The sequence below is a fragment of the Pseudomonas sp. MPDS genome (assembly GCF_013283895.1).
GTDB classification, from domain to species: Bacteria; Pseudomonadota; Gammaproteobacteria; order Pseudomonadales; family Pseudomonadaceae; genus Aquipseudomonas; species Aquipseudomonas rhizophila.
This window is the reverse complement of the sequence record NZ_CP054128.1, coordinates 2586089-2603286: the sequence shown is the minus strand read 5'-3', so window position 1 is coordinate 2603286 and position 17198 is coordinate 2586089. Positions and strand designations below refer to the sequence as shown.

Here is a 17198-nt window from a genome sequence, read left to right as displayed (position 1 = left end):
CCCTTCAGTCCTTGGGCATCAACGCCCCCGGCACCTGGATGACCCGGCTCGCCAACAGATGTCCAGCCTCGGCGGCCTCCACCGGGCTGCCACCGAGCAGGCGGCTTGCCAGGTAAGCAGCACTGAATGAATCCCCCGCCGCCGTCGTGTCCACCACCCGCTCCACTCGCTGGGCCGGAATCTCGAAAGACTCACCATCACAACAGATCAGACAGGGCTCAGCACCGCGCTTGAGCACCACTTCCGAAGTGCCCAACTGCGCGTACGCGGCGAACACCTCAGCGCTGTCGGCATAACCGAACAGCGCCTGCTCGTCGTCCACCGTCAGCAGCGCCAGCTCCACGTAAGGCAATACACTGCGATAGGCCGCACGGGCTGCATCCACTGATGCCCAGAGCCTTGGCCGGTAGTTATTGTCGAACACCACCTCGGCCCCGCGCCGGCGGGCCTGGATCAGGGTTTCGATGAGCTTGCCACGACCTTGCTCACCGAGCACGGCCAGGGTGATGCCGCTGAAGTACAGCACGTCGTAATCCGGCAGCGCCGCCAGAATCGGTGCGGCGGCCGGGGTGGTGAAGCAATCACGCACCGCCGCCTCGTTGCGCCAGTACAAAAACCGCCGCTCACCCGCCGCGTCGGTCTGGATGCAATACAAACCCGGCAAACGACCGGGCAGGCGCTGGACCCGATCCAGGCCGATATTTTCGGCGGCCCAACTCTGGCACATGGCATCGCTGAAACTGTCGTCGCCCAAGGCGGTAACGTAATCCACCGCGCCCTTCTCACCCAGGGCGCGGGACAGGTACACAGCGGTGTTCAGGGTGTCGCCGCCGAAGCTTTGTTGCAGACTGCCATCGGCGCGCTGCTGCAGTTCGATCATGCACTCGCCGATCAGGGCGATGCGAGGTTTTGGGTTGGGGTAGCTCATGGGCGATCCTGATATTTCGATAGTGTCTGCCAGGCCGCTATCGCGAGCAGGCTCGCTCCCACAGGGGATATTGGTGAACATAAATCCTCTGTTCACAACCGCCCCCACTGTGGGAGCGAGCCTGCTCGCGATAGCCGCGACTCGGTTTCAAGGCTAGAAACAAGTCTCCATGCTCTCGACCACCTGCAACTGCTCATCCACCAGGCACGCCACCCGCCACTTGTCGAAGGTCAGGCACGGATGCGACGTGCCGAAGGAAATGATGTCGCCAACCCGCAACGCCACCCCGGGCGCCACCGTCATGAACGCATGCTGGTCCATCACCGCCGTCACCTTGCAGCCGGCCAGGTCCTGCCCCGCTATCGAGTCGGAGCCAGGTTGGTAACGCTTGAGCGGCACCGGCAGCCCGGCGTCGTAGGCCACGTCGCGTTTACCCAGGGCGATCACCGCAAAGCCCGGTTCAGGCAGCGATTGCACGTGGGCCCAGACTTCCAGGGCCGGGCGCAGACCTTCGTGCAGGTCGCTACGCCGTTCCAGCACGCAGCACTGGGCCTCTTTGTAGATGCCATGGTCATGGGCCACGTAACTGCCAGGACGCAGCACACTGAGGAAACGTCCGTGGGCGTTCCGAGCCTCGAAAGACTCGGCAATCAGGTCGTACCAGGCTGAACCCGAGGCGGTGATGATCGGCTTGTCGATGGCGAACGCACCGTTGTCCTGCAGTTGCACCGCCAGCCCCACCAGGGATGCGGCAAACGCACGGATGCCACTGATGGCGTGGTCACCATGGATCACGCCTTCGTAGCCTTCGATACCGGTCAGCGCCAGCGCCGGTTGCGCCCCGATCGCCTCGGCCAGGGCCAGCACCTCGGCCTCGGTCCGGCAGCCACACCGGCCACCCACCACACCGTATTCGATCATCACGTTCAACTTCGCGCCGCGAGAGGCAAAGAACGCGCCCAGCTCGGCAACGTTGTCGGGATGGTCGACCATGCAATGGAATTCGAACGCTGGATCTGCCAGCAGATCCGCGATCAGCGCCATGTTTGGCGTGCCCACCAATTGGTTGGCCATCAGCACCCGGCGCACGCCATGGGCGTAAGCGGCACGGGTCTGCACTGCGGTGGCCAGGGTCAGTCCCCAGGCGCCGGCCTCGAGTTGGCGGCGAAACAGCGCCGGGGTCATGCTGGTCTTGCCGTGGGGCGCCAGTTCGGCACCACTGTCCGTGACGAACTTTTGCATCCAGTCAATGTTGTGCTCCAACGCTTGGCGATGCAGCACCAGCGCCGGCAGGCTGATGTCGCGCAGCAGGTGATCACCCGCTTGGGCGGCCCCCTTCTCCACGGCAGCGTTATGAATGGCAGAAGACATGTTCACACTCCTCACACAGCCGCGGCTGTCTATTCATTGATGCGACGGGCCAGGTTGTTGGCGCTTTCGATCAGCACCCGGCGGTAGTCGGCGTAGTTGTTCTTGGCGTCGGCCCGTGGGGCGACGATGCACAGGGTCGCGATAGCCACGCCATTGGCGTCTTTGACCGGCGCGGCGAAGCAGTGGGTGAAGGTGTCAGCCACACTGTCGAAGGAGAAAAATCCATCGAGCCCGGCCTGGCGGATCTCCGCGAGAAACCGCTCCAGGGGCAGGCGCTCGCCGTCCGGCAGGATGAAGTCGTCGGGGTCGATCAGGTCGACGATCTGCTGGTCACTCAGATGCGCCAGCAGCAGGCGTCCGGATGCGGTCCAGGGAATCGGCGCGTTCTCGCCGATGTCCGAGGAAATGCGAAAATGCCGCTCCCCCTCCTTCATCAGCGCCACCGTGTATTTGCGCCCGTTGAGCAGGCACATCTGGGCGGTTTCCCGGGTCTGGCTGACGATTTCCTGCAAGGCGTGATCGGCCTCGCGACTCAGGTCGAAATGCCGCAGGTGCGCCTGCCCGAGAAAGTACAACTGGCGGCCCAGATAGACGTGGCCGTCCTTGCCCACCGGCTCCAGGATGCGTCGCTCCAGCAGCGACGCCACCAGCTCGTAGACCGTGGACTTGGGACTGCCGATGCCGCTGGCGATGTCATTGGGGCGCAACGGCTGGCCGATTTCCTTGAGGAAGTCGAGGATATCGAACGCCCGGTCCAACCCTCGGGCCCGGCGTTTGATGGTGTCTTCGGTCATGTCTTGGGTTCCCATTCAATTGGCCGGGAGTTTAACCAGAGTGCTGCACCGCCTGATAGATTGCTATCGCAGGCAAGCCTTGCTCCCACAGGAGTTTGCATTCCCTTGTGGGAGCAAGGCGTGCCCGCGATGAGTCCTCAGTGACTCAGGCCTTTTTCTTGTAGGCGATGCAATCAATCTCAACCTTGCAATCAACCATCATGTTCGCTTGCACACAAGCCCTGGCAGGGGCATGTTCGGGGCTGAAGTATTCACCAAATACTTTGTTGAAACTCCAGAAATCCCGCGGATCTTCCAGCCATACCCCGCAGCGCACCACATCTTCAAGGCCGTATCCGGCTTCTTCAAGAATCGCGATCAGGTTCTTCATGGTCTGGTGGGTCTGCTCGACGATCCCGCCGACAATAATCTCGCCGTTGACCGCCGGCACCTGACCGGACACGTGCAGCCAGCCGTCGGCCTCAACGGCTCGGGCGAAGGGCCGTGGCTGACCGCCGCCTGCGGTGCTGCCGGTGCCGTAGCGCGTAATGCTCATGGGTGTTTCTCCTTGCCTGTATCAATCAGAGGTTCAATAAAATTAAAAACGGGTGTTCTTGAGAAACTCAGCCAGTCGTGGCGACTGTGGCCGTTCGAACAGTTCTTTCGGTGGGCCCTGTTCTTCGATGCGGCCCTGGTTCATGAACACGATCTTGTCGGACACCTCGAAGGCAAAACGCATTTCGTGGGTCACCAGCAGCATGGTCATGCCGTCTTCGGCCAGTCCCTTGATCACGTTCAGCACCTCACCCACCAATTCCGGGTCCAGGGCCGAGGTCACTTCGTCGAACAGCATCAGGCTGGGGTTCATGGCAATCGCCCGAGCGATCGCCACACGCTGCTGCTGACCGCCGGACAACTGACCGGGAAAATGATTGCGCCGTTCCAGCAAGCCGACCCGCTCCAGCCATTTCTCGGCCAGGGCCACGGCTTCGTCCTTGGGTAGCTTTTTCACCTTGAGCAGGCCCAGGGTGACGTTCTGCAACGCCGTCAAATGCGGGAACAGGTTGAATTGCTGGAAGGCCATGCCGGTCATGGCCCGATGCCGGGCGATGACTTTTTCCGGGTGGCGCACGCGCTTGCCGCCCACCTCGTCATAGCCGATGGCCTCGCCATCGAGCACGATCTGCCCGCCCTGGAACTCCTCAAGCATGTTCACGCAACGCAGCAACGTGGTTTTGCCCGAGCCGCTGGAGCCGATCAGGGTGACGACATTGCCGCGCTGCATGCTCAGGTCCACGCCCTTGAGCACTTCCACCGGGCCGTATTGTTTGCGCAGACCGCGAATGTCCAGCAGCGGTTGAGCATTGGTAGAGGTCGAAACATCAGTCATGGCAAGGCCACCCGCTTTTCAATGTGCCGCCCGAGCAATTCGATGGCGTAGTTGATGATGAAAAAGAGAAAACCGGCGAACAGGTAAAACTCCAGGGTCATGAAGGTCCGGGCGATGATCTGCTGAGTGCTGAGCAGCAGTTCGGCAACGCCGATCACCGACAACAGGGTCGAAGCCTTGACGATTTCGGTGGAGGAATTGACCCAAGTCGGCAAGATCTGCCGCAGTGCCTGGGGCAACAGCACGTAACCCAGCGCCTGGAAGAACGTCAGGCCGATGGCCTGGCTTGCCTCCATCTGCCCACGGGGCAAGGCCTGCAAGGCACCGCGCACGATCTCGGCCACATGGGAGCCGCAAAACAGTGTCAGGCCCAAGGCACCGGCCTCGAATGCGCCGATTTGCCAGCCCAGGGCCGGGGCCATGTAGAAACAGGCCAGCACCAACACAAACACCGGAGTGCCGCGAATCACGTCGACGTAGAAACGAAACGGCGCGCGCATCCAGAAGCGACCGTAAGTCAGCACCAGCCCGGCGAACAGGCCGATCAGCGTGCCTAACAAAATCGCCAGTACCGAGCACTGCACGCTGGTCAGGAACCCGGCCCACAGCGTCTCCCGGGCGACCCACAACTCATGCAACCAACTGGGGGATTCGTACATGAAAGACTCCTAACGGCGGATCGCCAGACGCTGCTCGAAATAACGCAGCAGCATGGCAATGAGGTAACAGGCCGCGACATACAGGGCCGTGGTCACCAGCCAGGTTTCGATCACCCGGTAGCTCTCCACGTTGATCTTGCGGGCGTAATAAGTCAGCTCCGGCACAGCGATCGCTGCCGCCAGTGAGGTGTCCTTGAACAGCGAAATGAAGTTGTTCGACAACGCCGGCAACACGTTGCGCAGCATCACCGGCACGGTGACGTAGGCCTTCACTTGCCACTCGCCCAAACCGATGGCCAGCCCCGCTTCACGCTGGCCCTTGTGAATGCTCAACAGCCCGCCGCGGAACACTTCGGTCAGGTAGGCCCCGGCGTACAGCGAGAGCGTGATGACGAACGAGGGAATTTTGTCCAGGCGAATACCCAGGCTTGGCAAGGCGAAGTAGATCAGCAGGATCAGCACCAGGATCGGCGTATTGCGGATCACCGTGACATACACCGAGGCCAGCACCCGCAACACGCGGTGCTTGCTCAGCAGCGCGAACGCCATCGCCAGGCCGATCACGCAACCGATGGCGATCGACACCAGCGCCAGGGAAAGCCCCAGGCCGAGCCCCGCCAGCAAGGTGTCGAAATCGCGCCAGACGGCGGCAAAGTTCAACTGATAATTCATGGTCGGCAGTACCTTCAACGGGGCGCCCTCAAGGGCGCCCCGGGCTCACGGGATCATTTGAATTCGACGGGGAAACCGATGGCCGGCGACGGCAGCTCGACGCCGAACCATTGCTTGAACGATGCCGCATAGGTGGGGAATTCCACGCCGGTCATGGCTTCATGCAAGGTGGTGTTGACGAAGTTCAGCCAGTCCTGGTCGCCGCGCTTGACCGCGCAGGCATAGGTTTGCGGGCTCCAGGCGTAGGCCGGGCTGCGGTAGCGACCAGGGTTCTGCACCATCAGGTACTTGACCGAAGACTGGTCGGTGGCGGCCGCATCGGCGCGGCCGGAGTTCACCGCCTGATACATCAGATCGACACTGTCGTACTGATCGACCTTGGCCTTGGGCAGCGCCTGGTGCACCAATTCCTCGGCGTAGACGTTCTGCAGCACAGCCACGGTGACGTCATCGCCGGCGGCCTTGAGGTCTTCGATTTCCTTGTACTTGCTGTTGGCCGGCAGCAGCAGGCCCACGCCTTCGCGGTAATACGGCAGGGTGAACGCCACTTGCTGGGCACGACTGGCGGTGACGGTGATGAACTGGCAGCTCATGTCGACCTTGTCGGTCAACAGGTTCGGAATGCGTGCATCGGACGACTGCACCACAAACTCGACTTTCTCCGGGTCATTGAACAGACCCTTGGCCACCATCCGTGCGATGTCGATATCAAAACCCTGCAACTTGCCATCCGCTCCCTGGAAGTGCCACGGCGCATTGGTGCTGCCCGTGCCCACGATCAATTTCCCGCGCTGCAGCACGCTATCGAGCTTGCTGTCCGCCGCCTGAGCGACACCCATGGCAGCCGTCGTGGCCGCGAAGATAAAAACACACGCTTTGAACAAGGAAGGTCGGCGATGCATGGCAAGCACTCCTGAGTCAGTTTATTCCGCTATACCGGAACTTAGTATGTAACAACGGAATAGACAGCAGAAAGTGTGCCACAGGCATGCGGTGTATGGATAAGGAAAATGGAAAACCAATGAAATCAAAAGGATGGCACGCCCAGACGTTTCAATAGGAACGCGGGCATCTGCGCAGGGACTGCTACTGTTGGCTACAGCCTCGGGTAGCAAGGCCTCAGACAGGGAGCAAGCGACGCTTTTGCGCACCAAAACGGAGCCACGCTACTGTCAACTCTGACAGTAGCGATGCCCGGCCGTGTTGCTTATGGTGGCAAACACTCGCTCTGTCGATGAAGGGAGGCCCGCCATGAGTTCGTTCATCACTCACATCGCCTCATCGAAGGACTACCGCACGGCTCTCAAGACCTGGCGCCCGGTAGTCTTCTATTTCGGCCACCCCCACTGCTACGCCTGTAGCTGGGCCGAGCCGCTGTTTTGTAGCGTTGCCGAGACATTCAAGGATCGGGCGGTGATCTACAAATTGAGTACCAGCGAATCGCCCCGACACCCGGACGTTACCGGGACACCCACGGTGCTGTTTTATAAGGATGGGAAGTTACGCCGCAAGCTCAAGGGCGTCGGTGATCAGGCCTCGCTGACCCAGAACTTTGCCGAACACATCGGCCGAACCAAACCCAGACGGCCGCGTCGTTCGCCTCGCCGTGACTTGCACTGGTTGCACGAGCAACTGCGAACCTTGTGCACCACCCGCCGGGCACGGGAGCTTGTAAGGTTGCGAGCAACGCTTGGATAACGGCGTGTTTTTTGGAATGGCAAATAAGTACCCTGTGGGAGCGAGCCTGCTCGCGATGGCGGAGTGTCAGGCAGTGTTGTACCTTCCGTGACAGAGGCACATGACAGCTTCCTGGCCGATAAACGGCCCCATGCCATCACTGGATAACTTACTGCACCTAGCGTCCGCAAAACCTCACTCTGGACAACATCCGCAAATCCCCGTCGCGGTAATAATCGTCCGTCCAGCTGTCATCCACCGCCAGTGGCTTGACCTGCTTGAGCGCCAGTTTTTTCGCGAAATAGCGAAAGCGGTAATGCTCATAGAAGCGCAGCAGCTCAAGCCCGTAGCGGTCGGCCAGGTCGGTGTCGCCCTGAATGATCAGGTAGTTCTCGTCGTTGCCGCTGCTGGCCGCGGCACTCAGGTTGTGGCTGCCGCTGATGATGGTCGGCGTGTCGCTGGTGAAGTCGGTGACGACGGCTTTGGTGTGCACCAGCAGATTGCCTTTCTGGCCTTTCATGTTTTCCCTGAGCCAGCCCTCCAGGCCGGTATTGAGCAGCGCGGTGGCGGCGAATTCGGCGGTGCGGTCGGCATGAAAGCCAGTGATGCGGCTGGTGGTGTTCTGCAGGCCGTAACGCAGCACGTCGTCGTTGGGTTGACCGAGCAAGGCATCGAGGATCCGGTCGGGCAAGGCGAAGGCCGTGACGAACAGCAGGTCCTTGCGAGCGCCATTGATGATATCGACGAAGCGATCCAGGTCGCCCTCTCCCGTACGCGGCGAGAACCCGGTGAACAATGGCTCCTCGGGGACCATGGGGTTGTTCCGGTTGATCCACTGCCGCGTGGCCCCGACGTCCTCGGGTGCGGCCCAGATCTGCTCGAACACCTGGCGATAGCTGTTGCTGACCCGCGCGTCGTCCAGCACATGAATAACGTTGGCCTGGCGGTAGACGCCGTTGGCAGTGAAATTGGTGCTGCCGCACAGCACAGCCTCGGGGTGCAACGAACCGGTGTCGTCGACCTTGCTCAGCACGATGAACTTGTCGTGGAAAATATTGTGCGTGACGCGCCCGCGCTTGTTGGCCGCCGGCAATGTTGCCAGGCTGGCTTCGTTGCGCAGTGTGCCGTCGTCTCCCGGCTCAGCGTGGTACAGCACCCGTACCCGCGCCCCCCGTGCGAAAGCGGCGTTCACAGCCTCGACGATCACCGGCAGTTCATATTCATAGATGGCGACGTCCAGGGCCCAACTGGCGTTCAGGGCCCGGTCGATAAAACCGGTCAAGCGCCCCAGCAAACCGTTTTCCAGCCAGCGGCGCGGCGCGTCAGGCCAAGCATCGATGGACAGATTTTTGTTGGCGTCGATCAGCGCATCCAGCTCGGGAAATTTGCGCTGGAAGGCCTGGCTCGCGGCCACGGCACGATTGAAGATGACCCCCTGGTTGCTTGGCTGACCATCGTCACTGGTCACTGACACCTCAAGTGATTCCCCCAGTTGCGGCGCGTCAGGGCTGCCATAGGCCAGGTGCACACGGTAGTGAATTGCCACGCCTGGGTTGATGGCGTAGTCGGCCCAGCGAAATTTCTGCAACGGTGCTTTATCGCTCGGCGTAGCGCGAAATTGCGGGAACGTGTGCACCTTGTCGGGGAAGGTCAGGCTGTTGAACAGGAACAGCCAGGGCTTGGCGCCGTGCTGCTTCTCGATGGCAAAGCCGAGCAAGCCCTTGCGCCGGGGTTCGGCCAGGTCCATGGCGAGCAATACACCGTTGGTGCCAGCGTAGGCCTTGACCCGAAAATCGTCCTGGGCGTTGGTGACGAGTACGCGCATGGTTCACTCCTGTGAGGTCTGGCTGAGCATAGAACAGCGATGCTTATTGAGCGTGCGGATCTGACACCGGGGCGATGCTATCGCGAGCAGGCTCGCTCCCACAGGGGATTCATCGATCGAGTGTTAAATGTGGGAGCGAGCCTGCTCGCGATAAGGCCATGTCAGTCAGCGAACATCCGAGCCCGGTAGTCCTTCATCAATATGCCGATACTGCGCCCCCAACTGCCCCGCCAATTGCCGGCCCCGGCCCAGGCGAATCGGTCCGCGTTCGATGTCGATCAACAGGCTTGGGCAATCAAGGGGCGGCAGTGTCAGCTGCTGTTTGACTCGCCCATCGGTCATCAGCAACACCCGCTGTTGCTCGGTCGGGTAGCGCTTGCGCCGGGCCGTCAACCAGCGTCCGGCCTCGTTCAGCGCCGCCAGCAACGGCGTGCCGCCGCCGGCGCCCAGGCCGTCGAGCCAGTCCCGTAGCCCCGCCGAGGCCTTGAGCCCTTGCACCTGCCAGGCTGGTGCGCTGCCGCTGGCCGTCAGCAAGGCCAGCCGGGCGCGCTGGCGGTAGGCGTCATCGAACAGTTGCGCCAGCAGGCCTTTGCCATCGCTCAAGGCTTGATGACGACGAGTCGAGGCCGAGGCGTCGACGATGACCAGCCACAGTTCATGGGGCGAACGATGGCGTTGCTGAAAACGCAGGTCTTCACGCAGGCGTGGACGGCCAGCGAGCAAGGTGCCTGGCCAGTTCACCGCCCCGCTGGCCGCCGCTTTGCTGCGGCCCTGGCGCCCCTGGTCCAACCGTCCCGCACGGGGTCTGGCATTCACCCCCGCGGGCGAACGGGGGCGAATGCCTAGGGCTTTTTTGGCCAGCTCGGCACGTCACGCCGAGTGCCGATGGGCAATGCCCGGGCCGGCAGGTCACCCCACTGGCCCTGGCCTTCGTCAGGCCTGGCGGTTTGATCGGCGGTGGCTGGCGGCGCCTGGGACGGCGCAGGGGCCGAAGGCTCGCGCCTGCGATGACGCAATGCAAACTCGGCGACCGCATCAATGTCCTCAACGGCAATGGCATCCGCCCCGCGCCACGCAGCATGGGCGCGGGCGGCCCGCAGCCAGACCAGGTCCGCGCGCAAGCCATCGACCCCAGCGGCAAAACAACGCTCGGTGATCTGCGCCAGCGCCTGGTCATCCAGAGGAATCTGCATCAACCGGTCGCGAGCCTGTTGGCAGCGTTCGCGCAACTGCCGCTGGGTCGGTTCCCATTCCGCGCAGAACGCCGCCGGATCACTGTCGAAATCCAGCCGCCGACGAATAATCTGCCCGCGCTCAAGCGGTGCGGTGTGGCCGTCCAGCGCCACGTTCAGGCCGAAACGGTCGAGCAACTGCGGACGCAATTCACCCTCTTCCGGGTTCATGGTGCCGATCAATACAAAACGCGCCGAATGCCGGTGTGAGATGCCGTCACGCTCGATCAGGTTGGTGCCGCTGGCGGCCACGTCCAGCAACAGGTCCACCAGGTGGTCGGGCAGCAGGTTCACTTCATCGACATACAACACCCCGGCGTCGGCCTTGGCCAAAACGCCGGGAGAGAACTGCGCGCGCCCCTCCCCCAGGGCCGCGTCCAGATCCAGGGTGCCCACCAGCCGCTCTTCAGTGGCGCCCAAAGGCAAGGTGACGAACTGACCGCTGGCCAACAGGTCCGCCAGCCCCCGGGCCAGCGTAGACTTCGCCATGCCCCGTGGGCCTTCGATGAGCACACCGCCGATTTTCGGATCGATCGCAGCCAGGCACAGGGCCAGTTTCAGGTCATCGGCCCCGACCACGGCGCAGAGCGGGAAATGAGGGGTGTCGGTCATGTTGAACTCTCAAAGATGGTCGGTAACGTCGATGTGAACAGAGTACTTGTGGCGAGGGGATTTATCCCCGTTGGACTGCAAAGCAGGCCTCCCAATGTGGACAAGAGGGTCGCTTCGCAGCCCAGCGGGGATAAACCCCCTCACCACAGGTCAACCCATCACAGGGGTTGTGTATAGCCCGTCGAATGGGCAAGTCAGCTGTCTTCTTCTATGTCCAACAACAAGTTCTCCAGCGCCTCTCGATACTCCCCGGGCTCCTGCCACATTCCGCGCTGCTGCGCTTCGAGCATGCGCTCGGTCATGTCGCGCAAGGCATCGGGGTTGTGCTGGCGAACGAAATCGCGGGTATCGGGGTCGAGCAGATAAGCCTCGGCCAGCAAGGCGTACTGGTGATCGTCGATCAACTGCGTGGTGGCGTCGAAGGCGAACAGGTTGTCCACCGTCGCCGCCAGTTCAAACGCACCTTTATAGCCGTGGCGCTTGATCCCGTCGATCCACTTCGGATTAGCCGCCCGGGAACGAATGACGCGGTTGAGCTCTTCTTTCAACGTGCGGATCTTGGGCAAGTCCGGCTGGCTGTGGTCGCCGTGGTAACTGGCCGCCGTTGCGCCGCCAAGGGTCTCCACCGCCGCCAGCATGCCGCCCTGGAATTGGTAGTAATCGTTGGAATCGAGCAGGTCGTGTTCGCGGTTGTCCTGGTTCTGCAACACCGCCTGCACCTGGCTAAGGCGCCGGGAGAACTGCTCCCGGGCGGCAGTGCCTTCATCGCCGGCGCCGTAGGCGTAGCCACCCCAATTCAGGTAGACCTGCGCCAGGTCTTCGCGGCTCTGCCACAGGCGGCCGTCGATGGCGCCCTGCACACCCGCGCCGTAGGCCCCGGGCTTGGCGCCGAAGATCCGCCACCCGGCCTGACGGGCCGCGACCTCGGGTTCAAGGCCCGATTCCAACAGGGCCTGGCGCTCGCTGCGCACCTTCGCCGCCAAGGGGTTCATGTCGTCCGGTTCGTCGAGGGCGGCGACGGCCTGCACCGCTGCATCGAACAGGCGGATCAGATTGGCAAAGGCGTCCCGGAAGAACCCGGAGACCCGCAGCGTGACATCGACCCGAGGCCGGTCCAGCAGACTCAACGGCAAGATCTCGAAATCGTCGACTCGTTGGCTGCCCGTGGCCCACACCGGACGCACGCCCATCAACGCCATGGCCTGGGCAATGTCGTCACCGCCGGTGCGCATGGTGGCGGTGCCCCACACCGAAAGCCCCAATTGACGCAGGTGATCGCCGTGGTCCTGCAAGTGCCGCTCAAGGATCAGGGACGCCGACTGAAAACCGATGCGCCACGCTGTGGTAGTCGGCAGGTTGCGCACGTCCACCGAGAAGAAGTTGCGCCCGGTGGGCAGCACATCCAGGCGGCCGCGACTGGGCGCACCGCTGGGGCCGGCCGGCACGAAGCGCCCGCTCAAGGCATCGAGCAAACCGCGCATTTCCGCCGGACCGCAAGCGTCCAGACGCGGAGCCACGACGCCGCGCAGGTTTTCAATAATGCTGTTCACCGTTTCCCAACCCGGCGCCTCAAGTTGCGCGACCACGCCCTCCAGGGCCTGCTCGATCAATTGCCCGGCGAACAATTCCAAACGTTCACGAGTATCGCCAGCGGTCCGCCAAGGTTCGTCGCTGAGCCGAGCCAAGGCTTCGGGACACGCGCCGGTCCAAGGTTCGGCCAGCGCACAATCCAGCGGATCGAAACCCAGTGCAAAGGCCTTGGCCAGCGCCCGCAGCAAACTCGACTGCGCGCCCTTGCCATCCCCCCGGGGAATGCGCAGCAACGCCAGCAAGGTGTCGATGCGCAACCGTTGTGTGGGCGACTCGCCAAAAATGTGCAGGCCGTCGCGGATCTGCGACTCCTTCAGATCGCACAGGTAAGTGTCCAGGCGCGGCAGCCAGATTGCCACGTCAGCGTCGCCGTCCAGTTGCAACTCGCGGTCGATGTGGGTCTCGCGCACCAAATTCAGAATATCTCGCTGCAGTTCCCGGGCGCGGCGTGGGTCGAGCAGTTGCGCTTCGTAGTATTCGTCAGCCAACAGCTCAAGGTTACGCAGCGGCCCATAGGTTTCGGCCCGGGTCAGCGGCGGCATCAAGTGATCGATAATCACGGCCTGGGTGCGACGCTTGGCCTGGGCGCCCTCGCCCGGGTCATTGACGATGAACGGATAGATGTTCGGCAACGGTCCCAGCAGCGCATCCGGCCAGCAGTTTTCCGACAGCCCGACGCCCTTGCCCGGCAGCCATTCGAGATTGCCGTGCTTGCCGACATGAATCAGCGCGTGAACCCCGTAGGTGTTGCGCAGCCAGAAATAAAACGCCAGGTAGCCGTGGGGCGGCACCAGGTCCGGGTCGTGGTACACGGCGCTCGGATCGACCTGATAGCCTCGAGCCGGCTGGATGCCGACGAACGTCAGGCCCAGGCGCACGCCAGCAATCATCAGCCGGCCATCGCGGAACATCGGATCCTGTTCGGGCGCGCCCCAGCGCTCCAGCACCGCCTGGCGATTGGCCTCGGGCAAGGCGTCGAACATGGCCCGGTAAGCATCCAGCGCCAGGCTCTGGTGACAGGGCCGCTGGTCAAGACTGTCCAGGTCGTTGCTTACCCCGCCGAGCAACTGCTGGATCAGCGCGGTGCCGCTCGCAGGCAGTTCAGCCGGCAGCGGATAACCCTCGGCCTGCAAGGCCCGCAGGATATTCACTGCCGCCGCCGGGGTGTCCAGGCCGACGCCGTTACCGATGCGCCCATCCCGGGTCGGGTAGTTGGCGAGGATCAGCGCCACGCGCTTTTGCGAGTTGGGCAGGCACGCCAGGGTAGTCCAGCGCCACGCCAGCTCAGCGACAAAATCCATGCGCTCGGGCACGGCCCGGTAGCAGACCACATCGCTCTGGCTGCGCTCGCTGCGCCAGGCCAGGTCCTTGAAACTGATGGGGCGACTGATGATCCGCCCGTCCAGTTCTGGCAGGGCAATGTGCATCGCCAGGTCCCGCGGGCCCAGACCCTGCTCACTGGCGCGCCAGCCAGGCTCGTTGTCCTGGGCGCAGATCGCCTGGATCACCGGGATGTTGCGGCGAAACGGTCGCAAGTGCGGCGCTTCGGGGCTCGATTGGGCGAAACCGGTGGTGTTGAGGATCACCCCCGCCGCCACCTCATCCAGCCAGTCTTCAACCAAGGTCAGGCAAGCAGGCTCCTTGAGGCTCGCCACGGCAATGGGCAAGGGATTGAGCCCCGCCGCTTGCAGACGCTGGCAAAACACGTCGATGAACGCCGTGTTCGCTGCTTGCAGGTGGGAGCGATAAAACAGCACCGCCGCCACCGGCTGCCCGGCCCGCCAGTCGCTTTGCCAATCACTCAGGCTGGCGTTGGTTCGTTCCGGATGGTAGATCGCCGTGCGCGGCAGGGTTTGCGGTTCGCCCCAAGGATAGTCGCGACCGAACCATTGGCTGGCCAGGTTATGGAACAGGTCCAGGGCATTGCCCAAACCGCCTTGGCGCAGGAACTGCCAGAGCCGGTCCCGATCCTCATTGGGCACGTTGCTCAGGTCGCTGAGTTCCGGGTCGGGTCGATCGTCCCCCGGCACCAGGATCAGCTTCACCCCGCGCTCGGCCAGTTCCATAAGACGTTCAATGCCGTAGCGCCAATAACCGATGCCGCCATGCAGGGAAAGCAGGATGACCTTGGCGTGACGCAACACGTCGTCGAAATACAGATCCACCGAGGCGTGGTTTTGCACCTGCATCGGGTTGGCGAGGCGAAACTGCGGATAGTCGTCCGGCAACTGCCGCGCCGCTTCGGCCAGCAGCGCCAGGCTGGAGTCGCCGCTGCACAGGATCACCAGCTCGGCAGGGGTTTGTCCGAGATCGGCAATGTTGTCGTCCGACACGAAACCGCCGGGCTGGGTCCTGAGCAGGTGCATGGCTTAGACGCTGAGGGCGGCGCGCAATTGCGCTTCGAGCAGCCCGGCATCCAGCGCCTGGCCGATCAACACCAGACGGGTCACCCGCGCTTCATCGGCGCCCCACTGCCGGTCGAAATGTTTGTCGAAGCGCGTGCCCACGCCCTGGATCAGCAAACGCATCGGCTTGCCAGGAATGGCCGCGAACCCCTTGACCCGTAGCACGCCGTGCTGGACCACCAGCTGGGTCAGGGCGTCCAGCAGCAGGCTTTCGTCGGCCTGGGGCAGTTCGATGGAAATGGAGTCGAACGCGTCATGATCATGGTCGTCATCGTCGCCGTCATGGTGATGATCGTGATGGCTGTGGCGGCTGTCGATGTGCTCCTCGGAGCCGGCGCCCAGGCCGATCAACACTTCCAAAGGCAAGCGGCCGCTGCTGGCTTCGATGACCTTGACCGCCGGCGGCAGTTCTTCGGCCACTTCCAGGCGCACCTTGGCCAGGTCTTCAGGGCTGATCAGGTCGGCTTTGTTGAGGATCACCAGGTCGGCGCTCGCCAGTTGATCGGCGAACAGCTCGTGCAGCGGTGATTCGTGGTCCAGGTTGGGGTCAAGTTTGCGCTGGGCGTCGACCTGGTCCGGGAACGCGGCGAACGTGCCGGCGGCCACGGCCGGGCTGTCGACCACGGTGATGACCGCATCGACGGTGCAGGCGCTGCGGATTTCCGGCCACTGGAAAGCCTGGACCAGCGGTTTGGGCAGGGCCAGGCCGGAGGTTTCGATAAGGATGTGATCGAGGTCGCCGCGCCGCGCCACCAACTCGCGCATCACCGGGAAAAACTCTTCCTGCACGGTGCAGCACAGGCAACCGTTGGCCAGTTCATAGACGCGACCGTTGGCTTCTTCTTCGGTGCAGCCGATCGAGCACTGCTTGAGGATCTCGCCGTCGATACCCAGCTCGCCGAACTCATTGACGATCACGGCGATGCGGCGGCCCTGGGCGTTGTCGAGCATGTGCCGCAGCAAGGTGGTTTTACCCGAGCCGAGGAAGCCGGTGACGATGGTGACAGGGAGTTTGGCCAGTGTTTTCATCGGATGCCCTTTGGCAAGGTGGCGGGCAAACGGGACGACAACCCGCACGCATGGGCGCACGCGGAAGATTTCGCCACCGGATCACCCCGCCCGGTTGTAGTGAGAATCTGTGTCGAGGCAGGTCTCCTGGCTGACGGCGGGCCAGTCATTCGACTGGCAGTGACTGCGCCTTCCCGTGCACCCTTGGTCAAGAGCATGCACAGTGGCCTTGCAGAAACATCACCGTTCACAGTTGCGGGGGCAGCCGCGGCTTGGACCGCGTTCCCTTCTTAGCTTCGGCCAATGCCGAAGAACCTCGAAGGCGCAAGGCTACGCAGGGTGTGGGGGCGGGTCAATGTCCGCAGGTGAGTTCTGTGGTGTCTTGCGGGCCCTATCGCGAGCAGGCTCGCTCCCACAGTAAATCTCGCCGATCACAAAATTCATGTTCAACAAAGCTCAACTGTGGGAGCGAGCCTGCTCGCGATGGGCGCAACGGGTATCAGCCAATTGACGCCCCGCCCCCGCCCATGCTCTCCTGTGCGCCTAGTTACGGGTGCCCTTCACAGGGTGAAACGGGAAACCGGTGAATCGTGTGCTTTACTTCAAGGCCACGTCAGTCCGGTGCTGCCCCCGCAACGGTAAGCGAGAGAAGCGTCAGATCCACTGTGCCTCACGGTATGGGAAGGTGACGCTTGTCGGCCAGGCACAAGCCCTGCCCCTCGCGAGCCCGGAGACCGGCCCATGACTCATGCATCAACAAACCCGCGGTGGGCGGGCGCTGTTCGAACCTTGGCGGGCCTGCGCCCGGGGTTTCATTGCGCTCGCTTCACCCGATGACAAGAGACCATAGGGAAGCGCCATGTCGACCATCAGCAGCACCGCCCGTACCGCCAGCAGCTCCACGACCCTGAGCCAGCGCCTGAGCGCGGCGATTTTCGCCTCGATCCTCGGTGCAGGCCTGGTCTATTTCGCCGGTTTCTCCCACATCGAAGCGGTGCACAACGCGGCCCACGACACCCGCCACAGCGCCGCATTCCCGTGCCATTGAGACCTGAC

At 62.8% G+C, this 17198-nt stretch carries 15 protein-coding genes and 2 riboswitches; of the genes, 2 read left to right on the top strand and 13 right to left on the bottom strand.

Annotation, left to right across the window (positions count from 1 at the left end; translation table 11 throughout):
- Window positions 1-4: 4 nt before the first annotated feature.
- The 8 genes from HQ912_RS11525 to HQ912_RS11490 all read right to left on the bottom strand — a co-directional run bounded on the left by HQ912_RS11525 (window position 5) and on the right by HQ912_RS11490 (window position 6695).
- Window positions 5-928: a sugar kinase gene (locus tag HQ912_RS11525; protein ID WP_076384044.1), complete on the bottom strand. Its 924-nt coding sequence runs from the start codon at window positions 926-928 to the stop codon at window positions 5-7.
- Between the two features lie 153 nt (window positions 929-1081).
- Window positions 1082-2299, bottom strand: a complete 1218-nt coding sequence (locus tag HQ912_RS11520; RefSeq protein WP_107322659.1) for an amino acid deaminase — start codon at window positions 2297-2299, stop codon at window positions 1082-1084.
- A 29-nt stretch (window positions 2300-2328) separates the two neighbouring features.
- Entirely contained in the window at window positions 2329-3093 is a 765-nt protein-coding gene (locus HQ912_RS11515) for an IclR family transcriptional regulator (RefSeq protein WP_047227838.1), read from the bottom strand.
- Window positions 3094-3238: 145 nt separating this feature from the next.
- On the bottom strand, window positions 3239-3628 hold the full coding sequence (locus HQ912_RS11510) for a RidA family protein (protein ID WP_047227837.1): 390 nt from the start codon (window positions 3626-3628) through the stop codon (window positions 3239-3241).
- 42 nt (window positions 3629-3670) lie between these two features.
- Complete coding sequence (locus HQ912_RS11505) at window positions 3671-4462, bottom strand: amino acid ABC transporter ATP-binding protein (protein WP_047227836.1); 792 nt, start codon at window positions 4460-4462, stop codon at window positions 3671-3673.
- Complete coding sequence (locus tag HQ912_RS11500; RefSeq protein WP_047227835.1) at window positions 4459-5121, bottom strand: amino acid ABC transporter permease; 663 nt, start codon at window positions 5119-5121, stop codon at window positions 4459-4461. The genes HQ912_RS11505 and HQ912_RS11500 overlap by 4 nt, the downstream gene beginning before the upstream one ends.
- A gap of 9 nt (window positions 5122-5130) precedes the next feature.
- Entirely contained in the window at window positions 5131-5793 is a 663-nt protein-coding gene (locus HQ912_RS11495; protein WP_076386604.1) for an amino acid ABC transporter permease, read from the bottom strand.
- Window positions 5794-5846: 53 nt separating this feature from the next.
- A complete protein-coding gene (locus HQ912_RS11490) occupies window positions 5847-6695 on the bottom strand; it encodes a transporter substrate-binding domain-containing protein (protein ID WP_047227834.1) in 849 nt (282 codons plus the stop codon).
- Between the two features lie 349 nt (window positions 6696-7044).
- Here HQ912_RS11490 and HQ912_RS11485 point away from each other — a divergent pair, with 349 nt between their 5' ends.
- Window positions 7045-7491, top strand: a complete 447-nt coding sequence (locus tag HQ912_RS11485; RefSeq protein WP_076384043.1) for a thioredoxin family protein — start codon at window positions 7045-7047, stop codon at window positions 7489-7491.
- 157 nt (window positions 7492-7648) lie between these two features.
- Here the strand turns inward: HQ912_RS11485 and HQ912_RS11480 are convergent, their stop codons facing one another.
- The 5 genes from HQ912_RS11480 to cobW all read right to left on the bottom strand — a co-directional run bounded on the left by HQ912_RS11480 (window position 7649) and on the right by cobW (window position 16163).
- On the bottom strand, window positions 7649-9295 hold the full coding sequence (locus tag HQ912_RS11480; protein WP_173406793.1) for a phospholipase D-like domain-containing protein: 1647 nt from the start codon (window positions 9293-9295) through the stop codon (window positions 7649-7651).
- Window positions 9296-9460: 165 nt separating this feature from the next.
- Window positions 9461-10084, bottom strand: a complete 624-nt coding sequence (locus tag HQ912_RS11475) for a vWA domain-containing protein (RefSeq protein ID WP_409936844.1) — start codon at window positions 10082-10084, stop codon at window positions 9461-9463.
- A 53-nt stretch (window positions 10085-10137) separates the two neighbouring features.
- Window positions 10138-11139 carry an ATP-binding protein gene (locus HQ912_RS11470; protein ID WP_107322655.1) on the bottom strand — a complete coding sequence of 334 codons (1002 nt, stop codon included), beginning with the start codon at window positions 11137-11139 and terminating at the stop codon, window positions 10138-10140.
- Window positions 11140-11333: 194 nt separating this feature from the next.
- Window positions 11334-15095: a cobaltochelatase subunit CobN gene (gene cobN, locus HQ912_RS11465; RefSeq protein ID WP_173406792.1), complete on the bottom strand. Its 3762-nt coding sequence runs from the start codon at window positions 15093-15095 to the stop codon at window positions 11334-11336.
- Window positions 15096-15098: 3 nt separating this feature from the next.
- On the bottom strand, window positions 15099-16163 hold the full coding sequence (gene cobW, locus HQ912_RS11460) for a cobalamin biosynthesis protein CobW (RefSeq protein WP_047227829.1): 1065 nt from the start codon (window positions 16161-16163) through the stop codon (window positions 15099-15101).
- Window positions 16164-16261: 98 nt separating this feature from the next.
- Window positions 16262-16476: riboswitch (cobalamin riboswitch) on the bottom strand.
- Between the two features lie 200 nt (window positions 16477-16676).
- A riboswitch (cobalamin riboswitch) is annotated at window positions 16677-16900 on the top strand.
- A 101-nt stretch (window positions 16901-17001) separates the two neighbouring features.
- Here cobW and HQ912_RS11455 point away from each other — a divergent pair.
- Window positions 17002-17190 carry a CbtB-domain containing protein gene (locus HQ912_RS11455; protein WP_047227828.1) on the top strand — a complete coding sequence of 63 codons (189 nt, stop codon included), beginning with the start codon at window positions 17002-17004 and terminating at the stop codon, window positions 17188-17190.
- Window positions 17191-17198 lie beyond the last annotated feature (8 nt).